Origin of the sequence: Nocardia yamanashiensis, assembly GCF_021183565.1 — a bacterium.
Classification (GTDB): domain Bacteria; phylum Actinomycetota; class Actinomycetes; order Mycobacteriales; family Mycobacteriaceae; genus Nocardia; species Nocardia yamanashiensis.
This window is the reverse complement of sequence record NZ_CP089226.1, coordinates 7,078,911-7,101,887: the sequence shown is the minus strand read 5'-3', so window position 1 is coordinate 7,101,887 and position 22,977 is coordinate 7,078,911. Positions and strand designations below refer to the sequence as shown.

Annotated in this window: 18 protein-coding genes; 8 read left to right on the top strand and 10 right to left on the bottom strand. The window is 68.8% G+C overall.

Annotated elements, in window-relative coordinates; translation table 11 throughout:
• Positions 1 to 47 precede the first annotated feature (47 nt).
• Positions 48 to 251, bottom strand: a complete 204-nt coding sequence (locus tag LTV02_RS32750) for a hypothetical protein (protein ID WP_233035530.1) — start codon at positions 249 to 251, stop codon at positions 48 to 50.
• A gap of 266 nt (positions 252 to 517) precedes the next feature.
• Between LTV02_RS32750 and LTV02_RS32745 the strand changes: the two genes are divergently transcribed.
• On the top strand, positions 518 to 1,948 hold the full coding sequence (locus LTV02_RS32745) for an aldehyde dehydrogenase (RefSeq protein WP_233035529.1): 1,431 nt from the start codon (positions 518 to 520) through the stop codon (positions 1,946 to 1,948).
• 60 nt (positions 1,949 to 2,008) lie between these two features.
• Entirely contained in the window at positions 2,009 to 2,308 is a 300-nt protein-coding gene (locus LTV02_RS32740) for a DUF4190 domain-containing protein (RefSeq protein ID WP_067720756.1), read from the top strand.
• 63 nt (positions 2,309 to 2,371) lie between these two features.
• On the opposite strand, the gene LTV02_RS32735 is transcribed toward LTV02_RS32740, so the two are convergent.
• From LTV02_RS32735 to LTV02_RS32725, 3 genes are all read right to left on the bottom strand, one after another.
• Positions 2,372 to 4,198 (bottom strand): phosphoenolpyruvate carboxykinase (GTP), encoded by a 1,827-nt coding sequence (locus LTV02_RS32735; RefSeq protein ID WP_233035528.1) that lies wholly within the window; start codon positions 4,196 to 4,198, stop codon positions 2,372 to 2,374.
• 244 nt (positions 4,199 to 4,442) lie between these two features.
• Positions 4,443 to 6,515: a hypothetical protein gene (locus LTV02_RS32730; protein WP_233035527.1), complete on the bottom strand. Its 2,073-nt coding sequence runs from the start codon at positions 6,513 to 6,515 to the stop codon at positions 4,443 to 4,445.
• 6 nt (positions 6,516 to 6,521) lie between these two features.
• A complete protein-coding gene (locus LTV02_RS32725; protein ID WP_233035526.1) occupies positions 6,522 to 7,220 on the bottom strand; it encodes a hypothetical protein in 699 nt (232 codons plus the stop codon).
• A 259-nt stretch (positions 7,221 to 7,479) separates the two neighbouring features.
• Between LTV02_RS32725 and LTV02_RS32720 the strand changes: the two genes are divergently transcribed.
• The 4 genes from LTV02_RS32720 to LTV02_RS32705 are packed head-to-tail and all read left to right on the top strand — an operon-like array spanning position 7,480 to position 14,121.
• Positions 7,480 to 8,970 (top strand): lipase family protein, encoded by a 1,491-nt coding sequence (locus LTV02_RS32720; RefSeq protein WP_233035525.1) that lies wholly within the window; start codon positions 7,480 to 7,482, stop codon positions 8,968 to 8,970.
• Positions 8,971 to 9,029: 59 nt separating this feature from the next.
• Entirely contained in the window at positions 9,030 to 9,833 is an 804-nt protein-coding gene (gene trmB / locus LTV02_RS32715; protein WP_067720753.1) for a tRNA (guanosine(46)-N7)-methyltransferase TrmB, read from the top strand.
• On the top strand, positions 9,830 to 10,579 hold the full coding sequence (locus LTV02_RS32710) for an NYN domain-containing protein (RefSeq protein ID WP_233035524.1): 750 nt from the start codon (positions 9,830 to 9,832) through the stop codon (positions 10,577 to 10,579). The genes trmB and LTV02_RS32710 overlap by 4 nt, the downstream gene beginning before the upstream one ends.
• A complete protein-coding gene (locus tag LTV02_RS32705) occupies positions 10,579 to 14,121 on the top strand; it encodes an MMPL family transporter (RefSeq protein ID WP_233035523.1) in 3,543 nt (1,180 codons plus the stop codon). The genes LTV02_RS32710 and LTV02_RS32705 overlap by 1 nt, the downstream gene beginning before the upstream one ends.
• 117 nt (positions 14,122 to 14,238) lie before the next feature.
• Here LTV02_RS32705 and LTV02_RS32700 read toward each other — a convergent pair whose 3' ends face one another.
• The 6 genes from LTV02_RS32700 to LTV02_RS32675 form a co-directional block, all read right to left on the bottom strand.
• Positions 14,239 to 16,497 (bottom strand): DUF2339 domain-containing protein, encoded by a 2,259-nt coding sequence (locus LTV02_RS32700; RefSeq protein ID WP_233035522.1) that lies wholly within the window; start codon positions 16,495 to 16,497, stop codon positions 14,239 to 14,241.
• Between the two features lie 95 nt (positions 16,498 to 16,592).
• Positions 16,593 to 17,411, bottom strand: coding sequence for an alpha/beta fold hydrolase (locus LTV02_RS32695; protein WP_233035521.1), 819 nt, complete (start codon positions 17,409 to 17,411; stop codon positions 16,593 to 16,595).
• 116 nt (positions 17,412 to 17,527) lie between these two features.
• Entirely contained in the window at positions 17,528 to 18,151 is a 624-nt protein-coding gene (locus tag LTV02_RS32690) for a DUF1707 SHOCT-like domain-containing protein (RefSeq protein WP_233041795.1), read from the bottom strand.
• A gap of 109 nt (positions 18,152 to 18,260) precedes the next feature.
• Entirely contained in the window at positions 18,261 to 18,923 is a 663-nt protein-coding gene (locus tag LTV02_RS32685; protein ID WP_067720750.1) for a response regulator, read from the bottom strand.
• A 64-nt stretch (positions 18,924 to 18,987) separates the two neighbouring features.
• Positions 18,988 to 20,172 (bottom strand): MacS family sensor histidine kinase, encoded by a 1,185-nt coding sequence (gene macS / locus LTV02_RS32680; RefSeq protein WP_233035520.1) that lies wholly within the window; start codon positions 20,170 to 20,172, stop codon positions 18,988 to 18,990.
• Complete coding sequence (locus LTV02_RS32675) at positions 20,156 to 21,529, bottom strand: AI-2E family transporter (protein WP_233035519.1); 1,374 nt, start codon at positions 21,527 to 21,529, stop codon at positions 20,156 to 20,158. Before LTV02_RS32675 ends, macS begins: the two co-directional genes overlap by 17 nt.
• Before the next feature lie 261 nt (positions 21,530 to 21,790).
• Between LTV02_RS32675 and LTV02_RS32670 the strand changes: the two genes are divergently transcribed.
• The gene (locus LTV02_RS32670; RefSeq protein ID WP_233035518.1) at positions 21,791 to 22,420 is read left to right on the top strand and encodes a VOC family protein; all 630 of its coding nucleotides are present in this window, start codon (positions 21,791 to 21,793) and stop codon (positions 22,418 to 22,420) included.
• Between the two features lie 59 nt (positions 22,421 to 22,479).
• Entirely contained in the window at positions 22,480 to 22,914 is a 435-nt protein-coding gene (locus LTV02_RS32665; protein ID WP_067720748.1) for a YdeI/OmpD-associated family protein, read from the top strand.
• Positions 22,915 to 22,977 lie beyond the last annotated feature (63 nt).

The following is a 22,977-nucleotide window of genomic DNA, read 5'->3' as shown; positions in this document are numbered from 1 at the left end:
ATGCGGAAGCCCTTGCGCCCCAGTATTTCCGGCAGCCCGGGCGAACCTCACATGTCCGACACGACCAACCGCAGTACCGGTTGCCCCGTGCGGCCGGCCTCGCGTGGACCCTCGACGACCTCCACCCGCCACCCCGGCGGCAGCACCCGCTGCAACTGGCTCGCGGCCCGATGCATCGGCGTGGTCGCCGATACCTGGGCGAGCCCGGTGATCTCCGGGAAAAGGAAAGGATCGATGTCCACAGCGGTCATGCCATTCGCCTACCCTTCGCGTTTCGAACCAGCAGCCGGCCGCGCAGATCTATACCCATGAGCGCGGTGGAAAACTCACCAAAGCAAATTTATAGCAACCAGCCAGATCGGCGGCGGAACAAGAATCACGCAGAGCATAAGCCACCGATAGGCAACCAGAATCGCGAACCGGGTTACCCGCTCGCGATTTTCCGGGTCCCACTGAGTGGACGCGAATCCGGACTGGAGTCCAGACAACGATCCCCGCAAAACTGTAACGTGTTCTCATGGATTACCAGAGCCTGTTCATCGGCGGCCGCTGGACCGCGCCCACCAGCAGCGATACCCTCGCCGTCGTCTCGCCCGCCACCCTCGAAACCGTGGGTAGCGTGCCCGTTGTCACCCGCGCGGACGTCGACGCCGCGGTCGGCGCCGCCCGGCATGCCTTCGACCACGGGACCTGGCCGTCCACCCCGCCGGAAGAACGCGCCCAGCTGCTCGCCCGCGTGGTGGAATTGCTCGATCAGAAAGCGGGCGACCTGACCGCCGCGCTCTCCGCCGAAATGGGCGCGCCCACCATGGCCGCCAGCACCCTGAATTACGTACCGGCCCGCGCCACCCTCGATTTCTATGCCGGACTCGGCAAGGCATTCCCGTGGACCGAAAGCCGTACCGGTCTGTTCGGCACCAGCCGGGTCTCCCGGGAACCGATCGGCGTGGTCGCCGCCGTCATCGCCTGGAACGTGCCGCTGTTCCTGGCCGTCAACAAGCTCGCCCCCGCCCTGCTCGCGGGCTGCACCGTGGTGCTCAAGCCCGCGCCGCTCACCCCACTCGCCGCCAACCAGCTGGCCGAACTCTTCACCGAGGCCGGACTGCCCGAGGGCGTGCTCTCGGTGCTCCCCGCCGAGGCCGACGCGGCCGAATACCTGGTCTCGCATCCGGGCGTCGACAAGGTGACCTTCACCGGCAGCACCGCGGTCGGCCGCAAGATCGCGGCGATCGCCGGCAGTCAGCTCAAGCGCTGTTCGCTGGAGCTCGGTGGCAAATCCGCGGCAATCCTGTTGCCGGACATGAATATCGAGGACATGCCGAAGCTCGCCTTCGCCGGTCTGATGAACTCCGGCCAGGCGTGCGTGGCGCAGACGCGCATCCTGGCGCCGCGCAGCCGCTACGACGAAATCCTGGACGCGCTACAGGCTTCCATCGGATTCTTCCCCGTCGGCCTGCCCGACGATCCGGCGGCGCAGCTGGGCCCGCTCATCTCCGAGGCGCAGCGCGAGCGCGTCGAGGGGTACATCGCCAAGGGCAAAGACGAAGGCGCACGGCTGATCTCGGGCGGCGGGCGTCCCGACCTGCCGGGCTGGTACGTCGAGCCGACCGTGTTCGCGGACGTGAACAACGGCATGACCATCGCCCGCGAGGAGATCTTCGGTCCCGTGCTGTCGGTGCTGCCCTACGACACCGAGGACGAGGCGGTGGCCATCGCCAACGACTCCGATTACGGTCTGGCGGGCTCGGTCTGGACCACCGATATCGAACACGGCGCGCAGGTCGCCTCGCGCGTCCGCACCGGCACCTACGCGATCAACTGGTACGCCTTCGACCCGTGCGCGCCCTTCGGCGGGTACAAGACCTCCGGCATCGGCCGCGAGAACGGGCCCGAGGGCCTGGAGGCCTACTGCGAGACCAAGTCGCTCCTCATGCCGATGGGCAGCTGAGTCCCGAATCTCCACGGCCGGATCATGATTCAGTCATGGTCCGGCCGCTGTACTACGGCCATGAACTACCAGCCGCCGCTTCAGCCGAACCACCCGGCCCAGCCCGCGAAGAAGAACACCCTCGCCATCGTCACCCTGATCACCGGCCTGCTCGGCTTCTGCGTGCTCCCCGTGATCCTCGGCTTCGTCTCCCTCGGGCAGATCAAGAAGACCGGCGAATCCGGGCGCGGCATGGCCATCACCGGCATCGTCGCCAGCATCATCTGGACCGTCGTAGGCATCGCGGTCGGCGTCCTCTCCGCCGCGGGCTCGGAATCCGCCGAAAGCCTCGGCGTACTCGCCCGGACCCTGGCCGTCTGACAAGACGAAAAAGCCCGCTCGCACCTCGATGGCGCGGGCGGGCTTCTTTCGTTGCGGGGCTACTTATCCCAGGCGCTCTTTGAGGGCCTCGAACTCGTCGCGCACGCCGGAGGGCAGCTTGTCGCCGACGAACTGGAACCACTCTTCGATCATCGGGATCTCGCGCTTCCACTCCTCGACGTTCACCGCGAGCGCCTCGTCGACGTCGGCGGCATTGACGTCCAGGCCCTCCAGGTCGAGGTCGGCGGCGTGCGGCACGGTGCCGATCGGCGTGGTCTCGCCCTCGGCGGTGCCTTCGATGCGGCCGACGATCCACTCCAGCACGCGGGAGTTCTCACCGAATCCGGGCCACAGGAAGCGGCCGTCGGCGCCGCGACGGAACCAGTTGACGTAGAAGATCTTCGGCAGCTTGTTCGCGTCGGCGTTCTTGCCCAGCGTCACCCAGTGGTTCATGTAATCGCCCACGTGGTAGCCGAGGAACGGCAGCATGGCCATCGGGTCGCGGCGCACGGTGCCGACCTTGCCCTCGGCGGCGGCGGTCTGCTCGGACGACATGGTGGCGCCCATGAACACGCCGTGCTGCCAGTCGCGGGACTCGGTCACCAGCGGCACGGTGGTCTTGCGGCGACCGCCGAACAGGATGGCCGAGATCGGCACGCCCTGCGGGTCATCCCATTCCGGCGCCAGGGTCGGGCACTGCGACATCGGGGTGCAGTAGCGCGAGTTCGGGTGCGCGGCGAGGGTTTCCGACTCGCGCTCGTACCAGTCGTTGCCCTTCCAGTCGATCAGGTGATCGGGCTGGCCCTCCAGGCCCTCCCACCACACGTCGCCGTCATCGGTGAGCGCCACGTTGGTGTAGACCGTGTTGCCCGCGTCGATGGTGGCCATCGCATTGGGGTTGGAGGAGTGGTTGGTGCCCGGCGCGACGCCGAAGAAACCGAACTCCGGGTTGACGGCGTAGAGGCGGCCGTCCTCGCCGAAACGCATCCACGCGATGTCGTCGCCGAGGGTTTCGGCGCGCCAGCCCGGGATGGTCGGCTGGATCATGGCGAGGTTGGTCTTGCCACAGGCCGACGGGAAGGCGGCGGCCACGTAGTAGTTCTTGTTCTCGGGCGAGATCAGCTTGAGGATGAGCATGTGCTCGGCCAGCCAGCCCTCGTCGTGCGCCATGGCCGAGGCGATGCGCAGCGAGTAGCACTTCTTGCCCAGCAGTGCGTTGCCGCCGTAACCCGAACCGTAGGACCAGATCTCGCGGTCCTCGGGGAAGTGGGTGATGTACTTGGTGTCGTTGCACGGCCACGGCACGTCGGCCTGGCCCTCGGCGAGCGGGGCGCCCACGGAGTGCAGCGCCTTCACGAACGCGCCGTCGGTGCCGAGCTTCTCCAGCGCGGCGGCGCCCATGCGGGTCATCACGCGCATGGAGACCACGACGTACTCGGAGTCGGTGATCTCGACGCCCAGCTTGGGGTCGGCCGCGCCGAGCGGGCCCATGCAGAAGGGCACCACGTACATGGTGCGGCCCTTCATGGAGCCGCGGTACAGCTCGGTCATGGTGGCGCGCATCTCGGCCGGGTCGACCCAGTTGTTGGTCGGGCCGGCGTCGGCCTCGGTCTTGGAACAGATGTAGGTGCGCGACTCGACGCGCGCGACATCGGTGGGATCGGACAGCGCCAGGTACGAGTTCGGCTTCTTCGCCTCGTTGAGCTTCTTGAAGGTGCCCGCGGCGACCAGCTGCTCGGAGAGACGGACCGCTTCCGCTTCGGACCCATCCGCCCAGACCACGCGGTCGGGCTGGGTGAGTTCTGCGACCTCCTGTACCCAGGCAAGCAGTTCCTTGTGCTCGGTGGGCGCGGTGCCATCGTGAAGACCAGGAATGGTCGCTGAGGTCATGAAAACTCTCCTGAGATGGGCGGCTTCGCTGTATGTCACCTCACGACGGCGTGAGGCTCCCGACACCGAGTGCCACCAATTGCGGCAAGGCACCCACCCGCCTTGCCGATAGCACGCCCCGGATGGACGGCGTACAAGGACCAAGCGGACGCCCAGGTTCCTGCCACACAGGTTAACGCCATATATCCCGAGGGATGGAATCGGGTTGTCCAGTCGGTACCGGGTCGAAACCTCCGACCAGCCGCTATGCGAATTCGAGTGCGGCAAGGTCACGTTCGCATGCCGCGGTCAAGCCGGGTCGCCGCTGCGCCGCCGAGCGCAGGTCGGCCTCCAATTCCCCTACCCTCCGGTTTGTTTCGACCACCCGCGCGGCACAGTCCAGGACCACCCGGTCGGTGAGCCGCTCCTCGGTCTCCACCAGCGCCGTGGCGACCCGTTGTTCGAGCTGCGCCTTCACGTTGACCAGGGCATCTGCCACCCACTGCCGTAAATGAGCGCGCTCAGCCAATTGGCCACGCGCTCGCACCACCCAGGCCGCGGCCACGACACCGAGAACCAGACCGACCGGGAGGAGCGCGTATTCGAGCCCCTCGAACAGGCTCATCGGCGCCATCACCAGCCGCCCCAAACCGGTTCCGGCCGACGCCCCGACCGCGAACACCAGATGATCTTCGACACCCCGGCGGCGCGGCCCCGGATCCGGTCCGACCTCGGGCGGTCGCGCCGCCCGCCGCACCGCACCCCGGAACTCGCTGTCCACCGCGAGCTCCCCGCCCCGCCCCGATCCGATTCCCGCCCCGGACGATTCGGCCGGGCTGTCCTGGTCCCGCCGACCGGCCCACTCGCCGAGCGCGGCCGATCGGGCGGCCCGCACCACCTGGTCGAGCTGCGCCGAGACCTCGGCGATGCGCTGCCGCACCGCGCGATCCATCTCATAGGTGAGTTTGTCCACAGCACACTGCAACCGCTGTGGAAATCCGCCGCGCTCACCCGCCGGCAGCCGCTCCAGCTCGACCCGCACCGCCGCATTGAGCGCCCGCACCCGCGCCCCCGTCTCGTGCAGCAGATCCACCCGCGCCAACTGCACCCGATTCCGCACCGTCGACATGGCCGCCCCGCGCCCGCCGTCCCCCACCGCCAGCAAGGTCGCCCGCTCCTCCCGCAGCGCTGCCACATCCCGCCCCGACCGCACCTTCTCCAGCTCCGCCGCGATCCGCCGCCGCGTCTCCCCCAGCACCCGCTCCCGCACCATCGCCCCCTGATCGGCCACCGCCCCCGCCCCGGCCGCCGCCACCAGCCGCGCGTGCAGCAACCCCACCCCCGACCGATCCAGCAGCGCCGCATCCCCGTTCGCCCGCGCCGCCATCGCCATCCGCGCCGAAACCGGCACGATCTCCGCCGCCACCTTCTCCGCACTCAGCAACTCACAATCCAGCCGCCTGACCTCGCGCCATTCGGCATGCGCGTGAATCCCGTCCAACGCGAACACGATCCGCGTCCCCTCCGCGATCAACCCCCGTAACTCCCCCAACAGCCCCGCTCCGATCGGCGCGCCGCCCTCCAGCACCACCAGCGCGACCGGCACCGGCAGCCCGGCGTCCCCGCAACCCGGCTCCCGCACAACCAGATCCACATGCGGTGCGAACCGCGCCAACTCGGTACGCAAAAGCGTCATATTCACATCCGCGCCACACCCGATCAGCGCCACCTGCCCCGCCCCGGCCGTCCCCGCTGCCCGCAGCAATGCCATCCCGTTCGGATTCCACCGCTCGACGATCCCCGCGACGCGCTCGGAGAATCCGCACCCCGATTCCACACCCGGACGCGCCCCACCGCAATTGTGTATTGCCACATCAACTTCCGGCCCCGCCCCGGATTCCGCACTCCCGGCCTCGGCCACCCCGTGCGTCGATGAGCCGATGCCGCGGTCCGGCACTCCGTCCGCCCCCACCGAGGCCGTCGATGAGTCCGCCGGGCCGGCACCGGATTCGCCACCGCCCCGCGCCGACCGGTCCTCGGGCCGCGAGAATTCGCCTGCTGAACGCTGGATCGACGGCGCGACCGCGCGGACGGCTTCCGGCCGGGAAGCAGCTGACGACGAAGGAGCCGAAGCCTCCAGTGCGAAGGCGACTTCGGACCCCGCCGTGTCGTGCTCCGGCGCGGCGGCGAGGCTTTCACTCGGAAGCGCAGGCGCGGCAGCGGTCCGGGCCGGCGCCGCCTCCGGCTCATGCGCCGGGCCGGTGGGTTCGGGCAGGTCGAGAGAACCGGCCGGGCCGTGGAATCCCGGCTGGCGCGTGTCGTCGAACTCGCTGTCCACCGATACTCATTCGTTCTCCACGCCCAGTTGGCTTGCTTCGCCCCGTAGTTCGAGGGATACCTCCTGGTAGAGACGGTGGAGATGCTGGTGGACAGGGTCGATTCCGCTGGCGCAGTGGAGGATCTGGACGACCGCGCGGGCGTCCAGCGCCGGGGCGTGGCGGAGGGCGGCCAGGGCGTAGGTGATGGCGAGCAGTCCCCAGCGGTCGAGGAGGGTGCGGCGGGCAGGGGCGTCGGGGCCGATGGCGGGATGGGTGAAGCGGTCGGGGGTGAGGGCGAAGGCGGGGTCGATGTGGTCGCGGTGGGTGCGCAGGGTGTGGAGGTCGGCGGGGGTGAGGATGCCCGCGCGGGTGCGGGCGGCCAGGTCGGCGATGGTCGGGTAAACGGGGAGAGACAGTGTGGCGGAATGGTTTTCGGCGGCGACGGCGGCCTCGCGGCAGTGGATTCCGATGGAATCGGCCTTGTTGAGTAGGACAAGGGTGCGGGCGCGCGGGAGGGATTCCAGGAGGTCTCGGTCCGCGGGTTGCAGGCTGCCGGGGAGGACATAGAGGAAGAGGTCGGCGTCGAGGGGTGGGTTGGGTTGCCCGGGCCGGTCGACCGGAGGCGTTTCCTCGGCAGAGATGAGGGACAGTGCAGTTCGGATGGTGGTTTTGCCTGCGCGGGCGCGGCCGGTGACCTGGATGCGCGGGGATCGCCCTGGCGGCACAGCGGCAGCCTAATGGTCGCGGGCACGGGTGGGTGGAGATTCGGATTCGGCATGACCGCAGGTCAGCTCACCGGATGTGCGTGGTGACTGTGCGTTCGCGGTCCACCTGTGCGACAGCACAATTCGGTGCAACAGCTCTTCACATGTACCCGGAATTCACCTACCGTTTTGATCCGGTCGGCAAGTGCGCCGATACGCGGCGTCAGCGTTCGGCTCCATCCGGTCCGGCCCTGCCCGCGAGCTGAGCAGGGAGGCTGCGATGAGCGTCAATGCCGACGTCATCGGATACGGGGAGGCGGACCCCGCCGCATACCGTTCCGGACAGCACACCGAAGCGGTGCGGCCGGTGCGCGGCACGGCGGGCAGCATCGCCTTCAGCGCGATCGGGCACAGCGTGCGCGGGAACCGGGACGCCGGACGGGAGTACGACTCGTGGTCGGCCGCCGCGGCCGAATTCGGTGACGAGCGCCCGCTGCCGCCCAGCCTGGATCCCTTCCTGCGCGCCCCCGCCGGCTTCGCCGCGCACGTGCCCGGCACCGTCCTGCGCAGCCGCGAAGTGGAGGTGGCGCTGTTCGGCGTGGTCCCGCAGCAGGTCACCGCATGGCAGCTGCTGTACCGCTCCACCGACCTGAACGGCCGCGCCGAGGTGGCCATCACCACCGTGCTGCTGCCGAAAGGCGCTGAGCCGGACCCGGATCGGCCGCTGCTGGCCTTCCAGTCCGCCATGGACGCGGTCACCGACCGCTGCGCGCCGTCGTATGCCCTGCGGCGAGGGGCGCTCGCGCCCGGCTCCATCACCCAGCTGGAATGGATCCTGGTGGCCAATGCCCTGCGCCGCGGCTGGGCGGTGAGCATCGCGGATCACGAAGGGCCGCACGGCAATTTCGGCGCCGCCCGCGAACCCGGCTATCGCGCCCTGGACGGCGTGCGCGCCGCCCTGCGTTTCGCCCCGCTGAGCCTGCGCCCGGACACCAAGGTCGCCGTCTGGGGTTATTCCGGTGGCGGCATGGCCAGTTCGTGGGCGGTGGAGATGGCTCCCGAGTACGCGCCGGAGCTGAATATCGTGGGCGCGGTGCTGGGCGCGCCGGTCGGCGATCCGCGCGAGGTGTTCCTGAGTCTCGACGGCGGCCTGTTCGCGGGCTTCCCGGCCATCGTGATCGCCGCGCTGCGCCGGATCTACCCGCAACTGGCCGAGGTGATGCGCGAGGACCTCACCGAGGCGGGCCACCGGCTGCTGGAGCGCGCGCAGAGCATGGGCCCGATCGCGGTGCTGCCGCTGCTGGTCGGCCGGCGCATGGACGACTACCTGCAGCGCCCGCTGGCGGAGATCCTGCCCCGGCTGGAGCCCATGTTCGACGACATCCGCCTCGGCAATTCCACCCCGGCCTGCCCGGTGCTGGTGGTGCAGCCGGTCAACGATCAGGTCATTCCGGTCGCGGGCATCGACGGTCAGGTGGAGCGCTATCGCGCGGGCGGCGCGTCGGTCTGGTACCTGCGCGATCGGCTGAGCGAACACTTCTCGCTGCTGCCCCTGTCGACCCCGCTGAGCCTGGATTGGCTGGCCGATCGGATCGCCGGCAAAACTCTCACAGAACCCACAACCAAGACTGTCTGGTCGGTAGCATTGGCTCCGGCCCAGTGGCGCAGCATGGTGGAAATGGCAACTACCGCAATGCGAGTCACGCTCGGCCGCCCCCTGCGGCAGGCGTCCGCGCAGGTCCCCGGGGAGACGACGGAGCTGGCGGCCTGACCGCAGGCGCATCCCGCATCGCGTGGTCGATTGCTGCGCTAATCATCCAATACTGGACAATGGACGCCGTGAACGACGCCGCGAACCACACTGCCGAGCCAGTTCCCGGGGCGGGGTCCGCCGACGCCGCCGGTGACGCCGATCACCCGACCGGGCACCGGCTCTTCCCCCGGGTCACCAGTTTCCGCTCCCGCCGCGGCGCCATCTCGGCGACGCAGGAGGCGGCCTGGGACCGGATGTGGCCGGTCATCGGCCGGGACGTATCGGACGACAAGCTGGATGCCGACGCCTGGTTCGGGCGTTCGGCCCCGCTGATCATCGAGATCGGCTGCGGCACCGGCACGGCGACGGCGGCCATGGCGCAGGCCGAGCCGCAGTTCAATCTGATCGGCATCGAGGTGTACCGGCCGGGCCTGGCGCAGCTGGTGCAGCGGGTGGAACGCGAAGGCATCGACAATATTCGGCTGCTGCGCGGCGATGCCGTGGATGTCCTGGAAAATATGATTGCTCCCGAATCGCTGACGGGCGTCCGAGTGTTCTTCCCGGACCCGTGGCCGAAGGCGCGTCATCACAAGCGGCGGCTGTTGCAGCCCGCCACCCTGTCTTTGATCGCGAGTCGGCTGCGGCCGGGCGGCGTGTTGCATGTCGCCACGGACCACGCCGATTACGCGGAGTGGATTGCCGAGGTGGGTAAGGGAGAATCCCAGTTCATCGGCATGAATGAAGCCACCGGTGGTGATCCGGAGGCCTATCGCGAAAACGCACCGATCGGTTTTGAACGTCCGATTACCAAGTTCGAAAGAAAAGGACTCAGCGCGGGCAGCGCCATCACCGAGTTCATCTGGGGGAAGATCGAATCATGAGCGTCAGTGAAATGGCCCGCGAGGTCGCGGATGTTGCCGAAATAATGCACGGCACCTCCTCGTCGGCGGAACTAACAGGCACTCCGGCCCTCGGCGGCAGCAATACCGACGTGCGCCGCGTCCTACTGGTCTGGGATGCGCCGAACCTCGATATGGGCCTCGGCGCCATCCTCGGCGGCCGCCCCACCGCCGCCTACCGACCGCGTTTCGACGCCCTCGGCCGTTGGCTGCTGGCCCGCACCGCCGAATTGTCGGTCGGCAGCGTCACCCGGGTCGAACCCGAAGCCACCGTTTTCACCAATATCGCCCCCGGCACCGCGGATGTGGTGCGGCCCTGGGTGGAAGCGCTGCGCAATGTCGGCTACGCCGTCTTCGCAAAACCCAAAATCGACGAAGATTCCGACGTCGACAACGATATGCTGGCCCATATCGAGCTACGCCGCCGTGGGGCGGGGCTGGCCGGCATCATGGTCGCCTCCGCCGACGGGCAGGCATTCCGCGCACCGCTCGAAGAGATCGCCAGTACGGGAATCCCCGTTCAAGTGCTCGGATTCCGCGAGCACGCGAGCTGGGCGGTCACGTCGGATATTCTCGAGTTCATCGATCTCGAGGACATCCCGGGCGTGTTCCGTGAACCGCTGCCCAGGGTGAGCCTCGATTCGCTGCCCGACGAGGGAGCATGGCTGCAGCCGTTCCGGCCGCTGTCGGCACTGCTCACCTCCCGCCCCGCTCAAGGAGTCGCTTAGTGTTCACCCGCTGGGGCGACCTGGTCTACAAGCTGCGCTACACCGTCTTGGGGGTGACGGTGGCTGCTTTGCTCTCACTCGGATATTTCGGGCTGGGAGTAGAAAACCACCTCAGCTCCAGCGGATGGTTCGATCCGAATTCGGAGTCGACACAGGCTGCGGTGCTCAAGGATTCGGTGTACACCCGCGACCACAACAGTGACGTGGTGCTGCTGTACACCGCACCCGACGGGCAGACCGTGGATGATCCGGCGTGGAATCAGAAGATCATCGACAGCCTCAACTCGCTGCCGAAGAACTACCCGCAGATCACCAAGGTCAATGTCGCGCCGTGGAAGACCGAGACGGGTCAGCAGGTCGCGCAGGCGGTCAGCCCCGATCGCAAGAGCGCGTTCGCGACGGTCGCGCTCAACGGCAATAACGACACCGAAATGCTGGCGGCGTATGGCGCGGTCCAGAACGCCTTCGCCATTCCGGGCGTGAAAGTCGAGGTCGGTGGTCTGCAACCGGTCGCGTACACGCTGAACAACACCATCGCCAGCGACGTCAAGCGCATGGAGCTGATCGCGCTGCCCGCCGTGGCGGTGCTGCTGTTCTTCATCTTCGGCGGAATCGTGGCCGCCGCACTGCCTTTGATCATCGGCGGCCTGACCATCATCGCCGCCAACGGCATGATCATGGCGCTGACCAAGTACACCGAGGTGAACTCGTTCGTCTCGGCCGTGGTGTCGATGATCGGCTTGGGTCTGGCCATCGACTACGGCCTGTTCATAGTCAGCCGGTTCCGCGAGGAATTAGCAGAAGGCTATGACACGAAAGCGGCCGTGCGCCGGTCGGTGATGACCGCCGGGCGCACGGTGAGCTCCTCGGCCACCATGATCATCGCGGCCAGTGCGGGCATGCTGCTGTTCCCGCAGGGCTTCCTCAAGTCCGTCGCCTACGGCACCATCGCCGCGGTGCTGCTGGCCATGATCACCTCACTGACCGTGCTGCCGGCCCTGCTGGCGATTCTCGGTCCGCGCGTGGACAGCCTGAGCCTCAAGTGGATTCGCAAGACCAAGACGGCCGAAGAGGTCGAGGCCGGCTTCTGGGGCAAGCTCACCGCGTGGGTGATGAAGCATCCGCTCAAGGTCGCGATCCCGCTCACCATCGGGCTGCTGCTGCTCATCATTCCGGTGAAGAACCTGCAGTTCGGCGGTATCTCGGAAACCTATCTGCCGCCGGACAATCCGGTGCGATTGGCGCAGCAGCACTTCGACGAGACGTTCCCGCTGCGCAAGTCCGATCCGGTGCAGCTGGTCATCATCACCGACAATTCGCGCGATATCGGGCCGATCCTGACCGAGGCCAATCAGGCTCCGGGGCTGGTGAAGAACGCGCAGTTCGGCATTCCGGCCAAGCCGCCGAACGGTTCCAACGTGTGGGTCTCCGACGCGACCGTCGAGGACAGCGCGCATCCGGAGGCGACCATCGACTATCTGCGGTCGATGGAGGTACCGGACGGCGCGGAGGTGCTGGTCACCGGTCAGCCGGCCATGCAGATGGACAGCCTCGACACGCTGCTCGATCGCATGCCGTGGATGATCGGCATCGTTCTGCTGGTCACCACCATCCTGATGTTCCTGACCTTCGGTTCGCTGGTGCTGCCGTTTAAGGCCGCGCTGATGAGCGCGCTCGGCCTCGGCTCCACGCTCGGCATCCTGACCTGGATCTTCATCGACGGGCACGGGGCGTCGCTGCTGAACTTCACGCCGCAGCCGATCACCGCGCCGGTGCTGGTGCTGATCATCGCGATCATCTACGGCCTATCCGTGGACTACGAGGTATTCCTGTTGTCCCGCATGGTCGAAGCGCGCACCCAGGGCGCGAGCACCACCGAGGCGGTGCGCGCGGGAACCGCCCAGACCGGGCGGATCATCACCGCGGCCGCTTTGATCCTGCTCGTCGTCACGGGTGCGTTCGCCTTCTCCGATCTGGTGATGATGCAGTACATCGCCTACGGCATGGTGGCGGCGCTGTTCATCGACGCGACCGTGCTGCGCATGCTGCTGGTGCCCGCCACCATGAAGCTGCTCGGCGACGACTGCTGGTGGGCGCCGGCCTGGATGAAGAAGATCCAGCAGAAGATCGGGCTCGGCGAGCCCATCCTCGACGATGAGCGCCCCGGCAACGAAGAGGTCGTCGACCTGGTCAAGACCACCCCGGTCACCGACCCGGTCACCATGCAGATCCCGATGCTGGCCGACGGTTCCACCCCGGCCCGCCCGGCCCGCAAACCGCGCCCGGTCCGCACCGTGGACAGCGAAGCGCCCACCCAGCGCATCGCCGACGCGGCGCCGACCATCCCGGTGATCTCGTCGACCACCCCCGCCCCGACCCCGCCCAAGCCCGAAAACGTCTCCGCCCCGGCAGATCCCGACCGCAAGAGCGGATTCGGTTCCCCTGCGGGAGATTCGGCGAACCCGGGCCTCGGACCGACGTCCGCCGGGCCCGCCGGATTCGGCTCCACCGGCGGCGCAAAGGGTTTCGGCTCCGCGACCGGCGATGCGAGTGGCTTCGGCCCCGCATCCAGCAGTGCGACCGGTTTCGGCTCCGCGCCGAGCGGTACAAGTGACCTCGGTCCGGCGTCGAGCGGTGCGGGTGGCTTCGGCACCGATGCCGGTGGTGTGAGCGGGTTCGGTCCCGCGGCCGGTGGTTCCGGTGGCCGCGATCGTGCGACCGACGGGGCCTTCACACCGTCCGGACTCGGAACGCCTGGTGGCTCGGTTCGCCCGGCGGAGGGTGGTGCGGATGCCGCGACGACCCGCGGCGGCGATGGGGCGTTCGCGCCGGAGACGGAGCAGCCGACGCCGCCCGGTGGGCCAGTGACGCCGTCCGGCGGGCCGGTCTCGTTGCTCGGAACTCCGCCTGCGAACAACAAGCCGTCCATCCGCCCGAACAGCGGCGCGGCCGGGCGCCCCAGCCCGCTGCCGTCGATCTCGCAGCCGCCCGCGCCGCAACAGGATTCGACCGAGTCCGACGCCCCGAAGCCGATCGGTGCGGAGCGCGTGCTGCCGCCGCCGTCGATGAAGGTGCCGCCGCATCCGGCGACGCGCGCGCAGCTTTATCAGCCGAATCCGCCTGCGGGCGAAGGGCAGAGCCAGGTGCCGGCGTCGAACCCGGTTCCGGAGCAGAGCCCGAACCAGGCTCCGAGCCAAGGTCAGAGTGCGAACCAGGCGGCGCGGCCGGGCCAGAGCCCGCTGCCGAGTCGCGGTCAGCATCCGGCGCCGAGGCCGATCGCGAGCCAGGATTCGAGTCCCGAGACGGAACCGGTCGCGGCTCAGGAGCCGGTGGAAGGGGATGCGACGGAGCATCATCCGACGCATCACTCCGTGGACGATGCTCCGCAGGGCGGGCGCAGCAGCAATATCGAGCAGTGGATGTCCGATCTGCGCTCGGCCCGCCGCAGGCCCGAGAAGACCGACGACGAGGGCAAACACCGTGGTGGTGAAGGCCGTACGGTCAGCGTGAACGAACTGCTCCGTCGTCAGAACCACGACTAGCCGAGCTTCACGATTCGAACGCGAAAGGCCCCGCTGGGAAAATCCCAGCGGGGCCTTTCGCTGTTCGTGCCGGTTGGCACTTCCGGTGGTTATCCCCAGGCTGTTGTGTGCTGGGGATCAGTGCGAAGGAGCCTGGCTGTCGGCCGCTTCGGCGAAGGCTCGCGCGTAGCGGGTGCCCACCACGAGGAGCAGGACGCCGACCACCAGGAAGGCGCCCGCGCGGACCAGGCCGTCCAGGGTCGCCAGGTCGAACAGGAACAGTTTGGCCAGGGCGGCGGCGGTCAGCAGCAGACCGGCGGCCAGGGAGACCTTGGCGGACTGCGGGGTTCGGGCCAGGCGGCGCAGGCCGTACAGGAGCGCGGTGGTCGCGGTCGCCATCCACGCGATGGTGGCGATGCCGTGGCCCGCCAGGAAGCCGTCCGGGTTACCGGTGGCGATGCCGAGCGAAACCGTCAGGGCGGTAAGGGCGTAGAGCGCGGCCAGCCCGGCGACCACCGCCACGGCGGCCACATCGGATTCGCGATCGGCGAGGCCGAGGCGGCGGGCGCACCGGAACGCGGCGCCCAGCGTGGCGAGCGCGGCGATCGCCGCGAGGGCGGTCGCGATGCTCAGATGCGCTTGCGCGGTGCTCTTGTCGGCGAGCATCGCCGGTGTGGCATTGCTCAGGAACACCATGCCGCCGAGCACCAGGAACGCCGCGCCGAGCGCCGCGGCCACCCGCGAGCGCTGCTGGCCGCCCACGGCCAGGAAACCGCTCGCCACCAGGAACAGCGCGATGGCCAAGGTCCGCACCGTGGTCACGCCGAGGCAGGTTTCCAGCAGCGCGCAGGCTCCCGCCACTGCGGAAGCCACCGCCAGATGCGCCGGAATACGCACCAGCCCACCGAGTTTCGGAACCCAAGGCAGCGCCGCGACGGCGAGCAGCACCGCCGCGAACACACCCGAGACGATCGCACCGGTATGCGCCTGGAACAGCGTCGGAGCCGCCAGCAGCGGAACGGTGGCCGCCCCGAAGGTGAAGCTCGCCGTGTTGTCCGTAGGCCGCCGGCGCACCACCAGCACGGTTCCCGCCAAGCCCACGACGGCGACCGCGACCGCCGCGGCCAGCACCTGATTCCGCTCGATCGCGGTCGACGAATCCAATGCCGTGGCCACCACCGCGACGAACGTGGCGAGCGCGGCCGGAACGGTCCGCACGATGTGCAGATACGGCCAGTCCCGCACCAACTGCACAGGGAGCGCGGCAATCTGGAGCACGATCAGGAACGCGAGCAACGCCAGCTCGGTGGTCACGGCCGGCGATAGCAGCGCCGCCCCCAGCACCACCAGCACGGCCAGCGCCTCGGACTTCCATCGCATGGCCAAAGCCACACCCCCGGCCGCGATCCCCAGCGCAACCACATACCCCACAACGGGATTCAGCCACCCATAGAAGGAAGTCATCGCGACGACATCGAGATATCCCCCAGCGATACCCGTAGCCGCCAACGCGATCGCCCCCACCTGTCCCCCGGCCCGCCCGTGCACCCGCGTCGCCACGGCGACCAGCGCACCCGAGAAAACAGCCCCGGCAACAACTCTCGGCACCGGTCCGAAGAACCCCGCCTGCGCGGCCAGCACCAGCAACATCACCACACCGATCAAGGTGACCCCGACACCGGCAACGGCCAGCACCCGGCTGATCACCCCTTCCCGCTGCCACCACGGCGTCCGCGGAGCCCGCCCCGGCACCTGCCGCCGCAGCGAAACCGGCGCCATAGCACCGTAATTCGCCCGATTCATCCCCGGCACGTATCGCGGATCCACACCACCAGGCGGCAACCACGCCCCCGCACCCGGCATCGGCGCCCCGCCGGCCGGGAACCCGCCGGGAACCGGCGTGGCGGGAGTTCCGCTGGGAACCGGCGTGGCGGGAGTTCCGCCCCAAGCGGGCGCGGCGGGCGGCACGACCCCAGCCGCCCCGGGCCGAACCCCCGGGTGACCCATTGCGGCGGATGGAGAACCGGCCTGCCCGGCCTGCCCGGCCTGGGTGGGCTGTCCGGCCTGGGTGGGCTGTCCGGCCGTCCCCACATGTCCGGCCACGGCCGGCCCGGTCTGCACGGGACCACCCGGCATTCCGCCGGTGGGTGCGCGGTCAGGCTGTCCCGGTCCGGCCGGGAGAGGCTGACCGGTTTCGAAGGGGTTCCAGGCGGCTGGGCGCGCGGAACCGCCCACCTCCGGGGCGGGGGTGGGCGGGGTCGCGGTGCGGGTGCTTTCGGCGACGACCTGATCGCGCAGTACATCGAGATCACGGCCGAGGACGCTCATGGTGTGGCTGAGCGACGTGAATTCGGTCGACAGCCGTGCGATCAAGCGGGGATCGAGGGCGGTATTCATGCTGGTCATCCTGTCCGCCGAGCGGGGGCGGAGGGATGAGTAGAAACACCCGGGTGGTGGTCGATTCCTACGCGAATCGACCAGGTGGGAGCCCGTCAGGCGGACCGAGCGGCAGCGGCGCGGGCCACGGTGGAGCGGATGGCGGCGGTGACGCGGTCGGGGGTTTCCAGCATGGGGACGTGGCCGACGCCGTCGAGGTGGTGGACCTCGCGGGTGGGGGTGCTGGTGAGGGGGGCGTAGAGGTGGGGTGGGAGGACGCGGTCGTATTCCGGCATGAGGATGGTGACCGGTATGGGGAGGTCGTCCAGGGCGGTGAAACCGGCGGGTAGGCCGGGGTCGTGGGCCAGGTCGTCGATGACGAGACAGTTGGTGGTGGCGGCGGTCATGAGTTTGGCCAGGCGGTGGTCGACGGCGGCGGGGCGGTGGGCCAGCAGCGGCAGCAGCAGGCTGCGGATCATGGAGGGCATGGCCGAGGGACGTTCGCTGTCGATGCCGACCAGCGGGCCGAGGGCGCGGAAGCGGCGGATCAGGGAGGCCGCGGAGGAGGGATCGGCCCAGAGTCCGGCGGGGGCGAGGGCGGTCACAGAGCGGGCGCGGCCGCGGGCGGCGAGTTCCAGGGCCAGCCAGCCGCCGAGCGAATTGCCCGCGATATGGGCTGTGTCCCAACCGGTTTCGTCGAGCAGGGTTTCGATGTAGTCGGCGAGGGAGGCGACGGTGGCGGGACGTTTCGGCGCGGGACCGCCCCAGTGACCGGGGAGGGTGGCGGCGAGGACGTCGTGGTCGGCGGCCAGGTCGTCCAGGACCGGGAGCCAGGACTGCCAGGTCAGCACCACGCCGTGCAGGAGCAGCAGCGGTTCGCCCTGGCCGATCCGATGCCAGGGTGCCGGGATCGAATCTGCCGTGACGTCCTCCATGGCGGTGACGATACCCGGCCGGACGCGGTGTCGCGGCGGCTGATTCACGTGAGATCGGCAACGAGTCGCGGCGCGCCGAGTTCACAAGCGCGGCAAGCGATTACCGATGTCGCGGTTCATGCCCCGTTGAGGAAACGCTTCCAGTGGGTGCCGAAGGGGTGCTTGGCGGTGACCGACCCGAACCAGAGCTGACCGTGCACCACCAGGTGCAGCGGCCCCATGGGCGGACCGGTACGCACCTTGTTGTTGATGCTGGATCCGTTGAGGTTGAGGCTGTTCAGGTCCACCGTGGCCGCGGGCGGCACCACCAGGGTGAGCGAGCTGAGGGTGCTGCGCACCCGGATCTCGACCACCTGGGTGGACATGACGGCCTGGGTGAAGTCCAGGGTCACGCCGGAGAGGGTGTTCTCGAGTTGCAGCACCGGCGGCACATGCCAGACGCCTTTGCGTTCGACGCCGGACAGGAAGGCCCGGACCACGTTCGAGGGTGCGCCCGGATGCGGCACCCGCTGCGCCTGCACGAAACGCGGCGGCGCGGCCGCGGGCTGCCCGATGAGCCGGACCCCGGGCAGATCGATCAGTACGGCATTGAGTTCGCCGCGGGTCTTGGCCGCCAGTGCGGTGTCCATGCGTTCGGTGAATTCACCCAGCGACAGCATGCCCAGCCCGACCGCGCGCTGTAGTAACCGTCCGACGTGTTCGCGTTCGACATCCGACACCCGTAGATCGCGGTCGCCGATGACGGCGGCGCCGGTCTCGAGGCCGGAAACAGATTCAGGACCTCCCATGATTCGAGGTTAGCGAGCACCGGGGCGGATTCACATCAGGGCAATCCCTGAAACCGGCCCCCTACTCCAGTCCCTGTTCGATGGCGTACCGGGTCAATTCGACGCGATTGCCGAGCTGCAGTTTGCGCAGCGTGGATTGCACATGGTTCTCCACGGTGCGATGGCTCAGGCTCATCCGCGTGGCGATCTGCTTGGCGGACAACCCTTTCGCCACCATGCGCAGCACTTCGGTCTCGCGTTCGGTGAGCGCCGGCCGATGCGGTTCGTCGCGTTCGGGCGGGGCGCTGGCGATGCGCCGGTACTCCCCGAGCACCAGCCCGGCCAGCCCGGGCGTGAACACGGCCTGTCCGGCGGCGGTGGCGCGCACGGCGTCCACGAGTTCGGTGGCGGAGGCACTCTTCACCAGATAGCCGATGGCCCCGGCCTTGATGGCGTCGAGCACATCGTCGCGTTCGGCGGAGGCGGACAGCACCAGCACCCGGCTGTGCGGGGATACCCGCAGCACTTCGGCGGTGGCGTCGGCCCCGTTGCCGTCGGGCAGTTGCATGTCCATGAGCACGACGGCGGGCTGCACCGCCGCGGCCCTTCGCCCGGCGGCGCCGACCCCGTCGGCCGTGGCGACCACGTCGAAGCCGTGTTCGGCCAGGTCCCGGGCCACGCCATCGCGCCAGATCGGATGGTCGTCGACCACCATGATCGAAATCCGCTCGTCCGCCTCGGACATCTCCACCTCCAGCCGTCGTCTCTCATTCTCGCCCCTCGCCCGGGCGCGGGCGCGGACCACCCGCTCAGGTGCGCGGGATCCGGAACTCCCACTCCGCCCCGGGGCTCTCCTCGTCGTCCCCGGCCGCCTCGGCTTCGAACAGCAGCGCCGCCTCACCCCCGATCGCGGCGATCCGGCCCATGATGGAACGCGAAACCCCCATGCGGCCTTGGGTTTCGGCTTCCGCGAGCCGCCCGGGCCGGATGCCGGGCCCGTCGTCGCGCACGCTGATCACGATCTCGTCGCCGGTATCCTCCAGCAGCACATAGGCTTTCGCGCCCGGCCCGGCATGCTGCACCACATTGGCGAGGGCGGCCGCGACCGCCGCGGCGGCTTCCCGGGCTTCCCAGCGGCCCAGCGGCACCGGTTCTCCGGGCGTGGAGACGAATACCGACGGCGTGGCCTGCGCGGTCAGCAGCGGCCGCAAATCCTCCTCCGCGCCGCCGGTCTCGGTGCGCCCGCCCTGTTCGGAGATGAGCACCCGCAACGCCACTTCCTGCTCGCCCGCCCGCTGCGCGAGTTCGGCTGTCGCCCCGCCGATTTCGCCGCCGCGCCGTTTGATGTAGCTGAGCACCTGCAGCACCCCGTCGTGCACTTCGCGGGCCAGCCGTTCCCGTTCCTCGGCGGCGGCGGTCAGCCGGACGGCCCGTTGCAGCTGTTCGTGGGCGCGCCGGGCGGTATTGGCCGCGAGCCCGATGGCCAGGCCGACCGACACCAGCACCGGCACGGTGGCATCACGCCAGACGTCGAAACCCCATTGCGAACGCGCGGTGAGAATGGCGGCGGCGATCAGGATTCCGGAGCTGACGCCGCCGAACGGCCCCCACAGGATGGCCGCCGACATGACGGCGTTGGCGGCCCACAGCGTGGTGGGCAGGGTCTGATGTCCGTGGTACCAGTCGTAGTCCGAGACCAGCCGGGTGGCGAAGACCAGCAGGATGACGACGAGGTGGTCGCCGAGCACAACGATGGTCCGCACTCGTTTGAGATGCCGGATCCGCCACTGCGACAACAACAGTGCCGAAGCCCCCGACCACACCGCCATGAGCGCGATGAACATCCAGCTGAGCCGCTGATTGGTGTAGTACTGCACCGACGCGAACTGCTGCCCGATCGCATAGATCAGCGTGACCAGCCGGAATGCCTGGGCGGCGCGCCACAGCGGGGCCGTGGCGGCATCGTCGGAGTCGGGTTCAGTCCGCGTCGTCACCGGCGGCGTCCGCGGCGGAAGGGGTTGGGGCGGAAGGATTCACCTCGGACGCACCGGATCCGGCCGGGGCCGGTTTGCCGCCGGACCCGCTCCCCGCGACCGTCTTGCGGGCGGCGGCGCTGCCTACCTCGGTGACCTTGCCGCTCGCCCCGGTGGGCAGCGGCACCTGATAGCGCGCCGGATCGGGGTCCTCGTCGGGTTCCGCGCTGAACATGGGTTTGTGCGGATCCCCCGTGTGCAGGTCCTGGTACAGCTCTTCGGGCGAGTCCGCGAGCAGCGAGCGAATCGCGGTATTGAGGACCGCGACGAACGGCACGGCGAGCAGACCGCCCGCGATACCGGCCAGCACCACGCCCGCGGTGATGGCCAGCACCACCGCCAGCGGATGGATCCGCACCGCCCGCCCGAGCAGCAACGGTTGCAGCACATGGCCTTCCAGCTGCATGATCGCCACGGTGATGCCGAGCACGATGAGCGCGGTCACCAGGCCCTTGGTCATGAGCGCGATGAACACCGCCACCGAGCCCGCGATGAACGAGCCGATGATCGGGATGAACGCGCCGATGAAGACCAGCGAGGCCAGCGGAAGCGCCAGCGGCACATTGAGAATCGCCAGGCCCGCACCGATGCCGATGGCGTCCACGCCCGCCACCATGACGGTGGCGCGCACGAATCCGGTGAGCGTGCCGAAACCGAGTTTGCCCGCGGTGCGCACCTTTTCGCGCTGCGCGCTGGGGATGACCTTGGTGATGAAGGCCCAGATCTGATCCCCGCCGTAGAGGAAGAAGATCAGGATGAACAGCGTCAGGAAGGTGCCGGTGAGGAATTCGCCGATCACGGTGGCGGTGGTGAGCGCACCGCTGGTCAGCGTGTCCTGATTGTTCTCGATGGTCTTGACGATGGTGTCGCCGGCATTGCGGATCTGCTCGTTGCTCAGGTGCAGCGGCCCGTTGATCAGCCAGTCCTGAATCTGATGCACCGAGGTCTTGAACTCGTCCGACAGTTGCGGCACACCGGTGACGAACTGCTCGATCACGAAGGTCATCACCCCGGCGAGCAGCCCGAGCGATCCCATCAGCGCCACGAACACGCCGATGGACCGCGGCACGCCCAGCCGCTGCATGAGGTCCACCAGCGGCGCCAGCAGCGCCGCCCCGAGCAATGCGATCGACATGGGAATCGTCACCGTGGACAACCGCTGCGCCAGATACGCCACCGCGAGCACCGCTGCGAAGATCAGCAGCAACCGCCACGACCATTCGGCGGATTTGCGCACCAGCGGATGCACGGCATCGGAGTCCCGGCGCCCCTTCTCCTCCGGCGTACCGATCGGTAATACCCCCGCGTCCTCGCTCACGCGCCCGAGCCTACTGTGCCATTCCGCCTCTCCGCGTCTTCCGCGCACAGCTGAGAGCCGCTCGCGGTGTCGCACGCGTGCCGGCGGCTGGAAGCCGAATCCATTCAGGACGTCCCCGGCGAGTTACCCCGAAACTGGCGAAATCAGTTGTCACCTGTCATGACCGGCGTGCCACCGAGTGGCACGCAGGTTACGACTCAGTGGTGGGTTCCGTGGTCGGCACGGATGGCAGCGGGGCGGCGCGAATCTAGCTTTATGTGCATGGAAATCAACGCGAACATCAGCACCGGCATCAACGTTCAGCTCGAGGTGGCCGATCCGCAGGCCGCCGCCGCGATCTACGAGACCGCGTTCGGGCTCGGGGACCGGATCGGGTTCCGCACCGCGACCGCGCCGGCCACCGGGTTCCGCGGGTTCATCCTGTCGCTGGTGGTCGCGCAGCCCTCCACCGTGGACAGCCTGGTCGGGACCGCGCTGGAGGCCGGGTTCACGGTGCTCAAGGCCGCGAAGAAGAGCCTGTGGGGATACAGCGCGGTCATCCAGGCCCCGGAGGGCACCATCTGGAAGATCGCCACCTCCAAGAAGAAGGACACCGAGCCGTTCACCCGGGCGGTCGAGGACGTGGTGCTGCTGATGGGCGTGTCGGATGTGAAGGCCAGCAAGCAGTTCTATACCAAGCGCGGGCTGACCGCGTCCAAGAGCTTCGGCGGCAAGTACGCCGAGTTCGCACAGGAAGGCTCGCCGGTGACGCTGGCGCTGTACCCGCGCAAGGCCGCCGCCAAGGAGGCGGGCGTGTCCATCGAGGGCAGCGGGTCGCACGGTCTGGTGCTGAACAGCGGCATCGGCTCGTTCGCCGATCCGGACGGCTACGTGTGGGAGACGCGGGCCTGAGGCCCGGCTGGTCCAAGATCGTTGTAAGTCCTCCGCCGAGAATCGAACAGGAGCAGGTCATGAAGTTTCGGTCCCACGTCGAGCCGCCCGAGCCCATGCGGGGCCTGGAAGTTCCGCCGGAAGTAGTGGAAGCGCTGGGTGAGGGCGCGCGCCCGCCGGTGACGATCACCATCAACGGGCATTCCTGGAAGAGCCGGATCGCCCTCATGCGCGGCCGGCATCTGATCGGCCTGAGCAAGGCCAATCGCGAGGCCGCGGGTGTGGAGATCGGCGAGGACGTCGAGGTCGAGGTGCAACTCGACACCGAACCGCGCGTGGTCGTCGAACCCCCGGACTTCGCCGCGGCGCTGAACGCCGATCCGGCCGCCCGCGCCGCCTACGACAAGCTCGCACACAGCCGCAAGCGGGAGCATGTGCACGCCATCGAGAGCGCGAAGAAGCCGGAGACGCGGCAGCGGCGCATCGAGAAGGCCATCGCCGCCCTGCACGGCTGAAACTTAATACCGGGCAGTCTCGTTCCACAGCTCATCCGCGCCGACGCCTCGGAGCGGCCGGGA

Bases quoted from the DNA above. Each gene is read 5' to 3' on its own strand.
- LTV02_RS32695 (WP_233035521.1), bottom strand. From the start codon at position 17,411: ATGGAGGACGTCACGGCAGATTCGATCCCGGCACCCTGGCATCGGATC.
- LTV02_RS32665 (WP_067720748.1), top strand. From the start codon at position 22,480: ATGAAGTTTCGGTCCCACGTCGAGCCGCCCGAGCCCATGCGGGGCCTG.
- trmB (WP_067720753.1), top strand. From the start codon at position 9,030: ATGGACGCCGTGAACGACGCCGCGAACCACACTGCCGAGCCAGTTCCC.
- LTV02_RS32740 (WP_067720756.1), top strand. From the start codon at position 2,009: ATGAACTACCAGCCGCCGCTTCAGCCGAACCACCCGGCCCAGCCCGCG.
- LTV02_RS32685 (WP_067720750.1), bottom strand. From the start codon at position 18,923: ATGTCCGAGGCGGACGAGCGGATTTCGATCATGGTGGTCGACGACCAT.
- LTV02_RS32750 (WP_233035530.1), bottom strand. From the start codon at position 251: ATGACCGCTGTGGACATCGATCCTTTCCTTTTCCCGGAGATCACCGGG.
- LTV02_RS32670 (WP_233035518.1), top strand. From the start codon at position 21,791: ATGGAAATCAACGCGAACATCAGCACCGGCATCAACGTTCAGCTCGAG.
- LTV02_RS32700 (WP_233035522.1), bottom strand. From the start codon at position 16,497: ATGAATACCGCCCTCGATCCCCGCTTGATCGCACGGCTGTCGACCGAA.
- LTV02_RS32735 (WP_233035528.1), bottom strand. From the start codon at position 4,198: ATGACCTCAGCGACCATTCCTGGTCTTCACGATGGCACCGCGCCCACC.
- LTV02_RS32745 (WP_233035529.1), top strand. From the start codon at position 518: ATGGATTACCAGAGCCTGTTCATCGGCGGCCGCTGGACCGCGCCCACC.
- LTV02_RS32710 (WP_233035524.1), top strand. From the start codon at position 9,830: ATGAGCGTCAGTGAAATGGCCCGCGAGGTCGCGGATGTTGCCGAAATA.
- LTV02_RS32720 (WP_233035525.1), top strand. From the start codon at position 7,480: ATGAGCGTCAATGCCGACGTCATCGGATACGGGGAGGCGGACCCCGCC.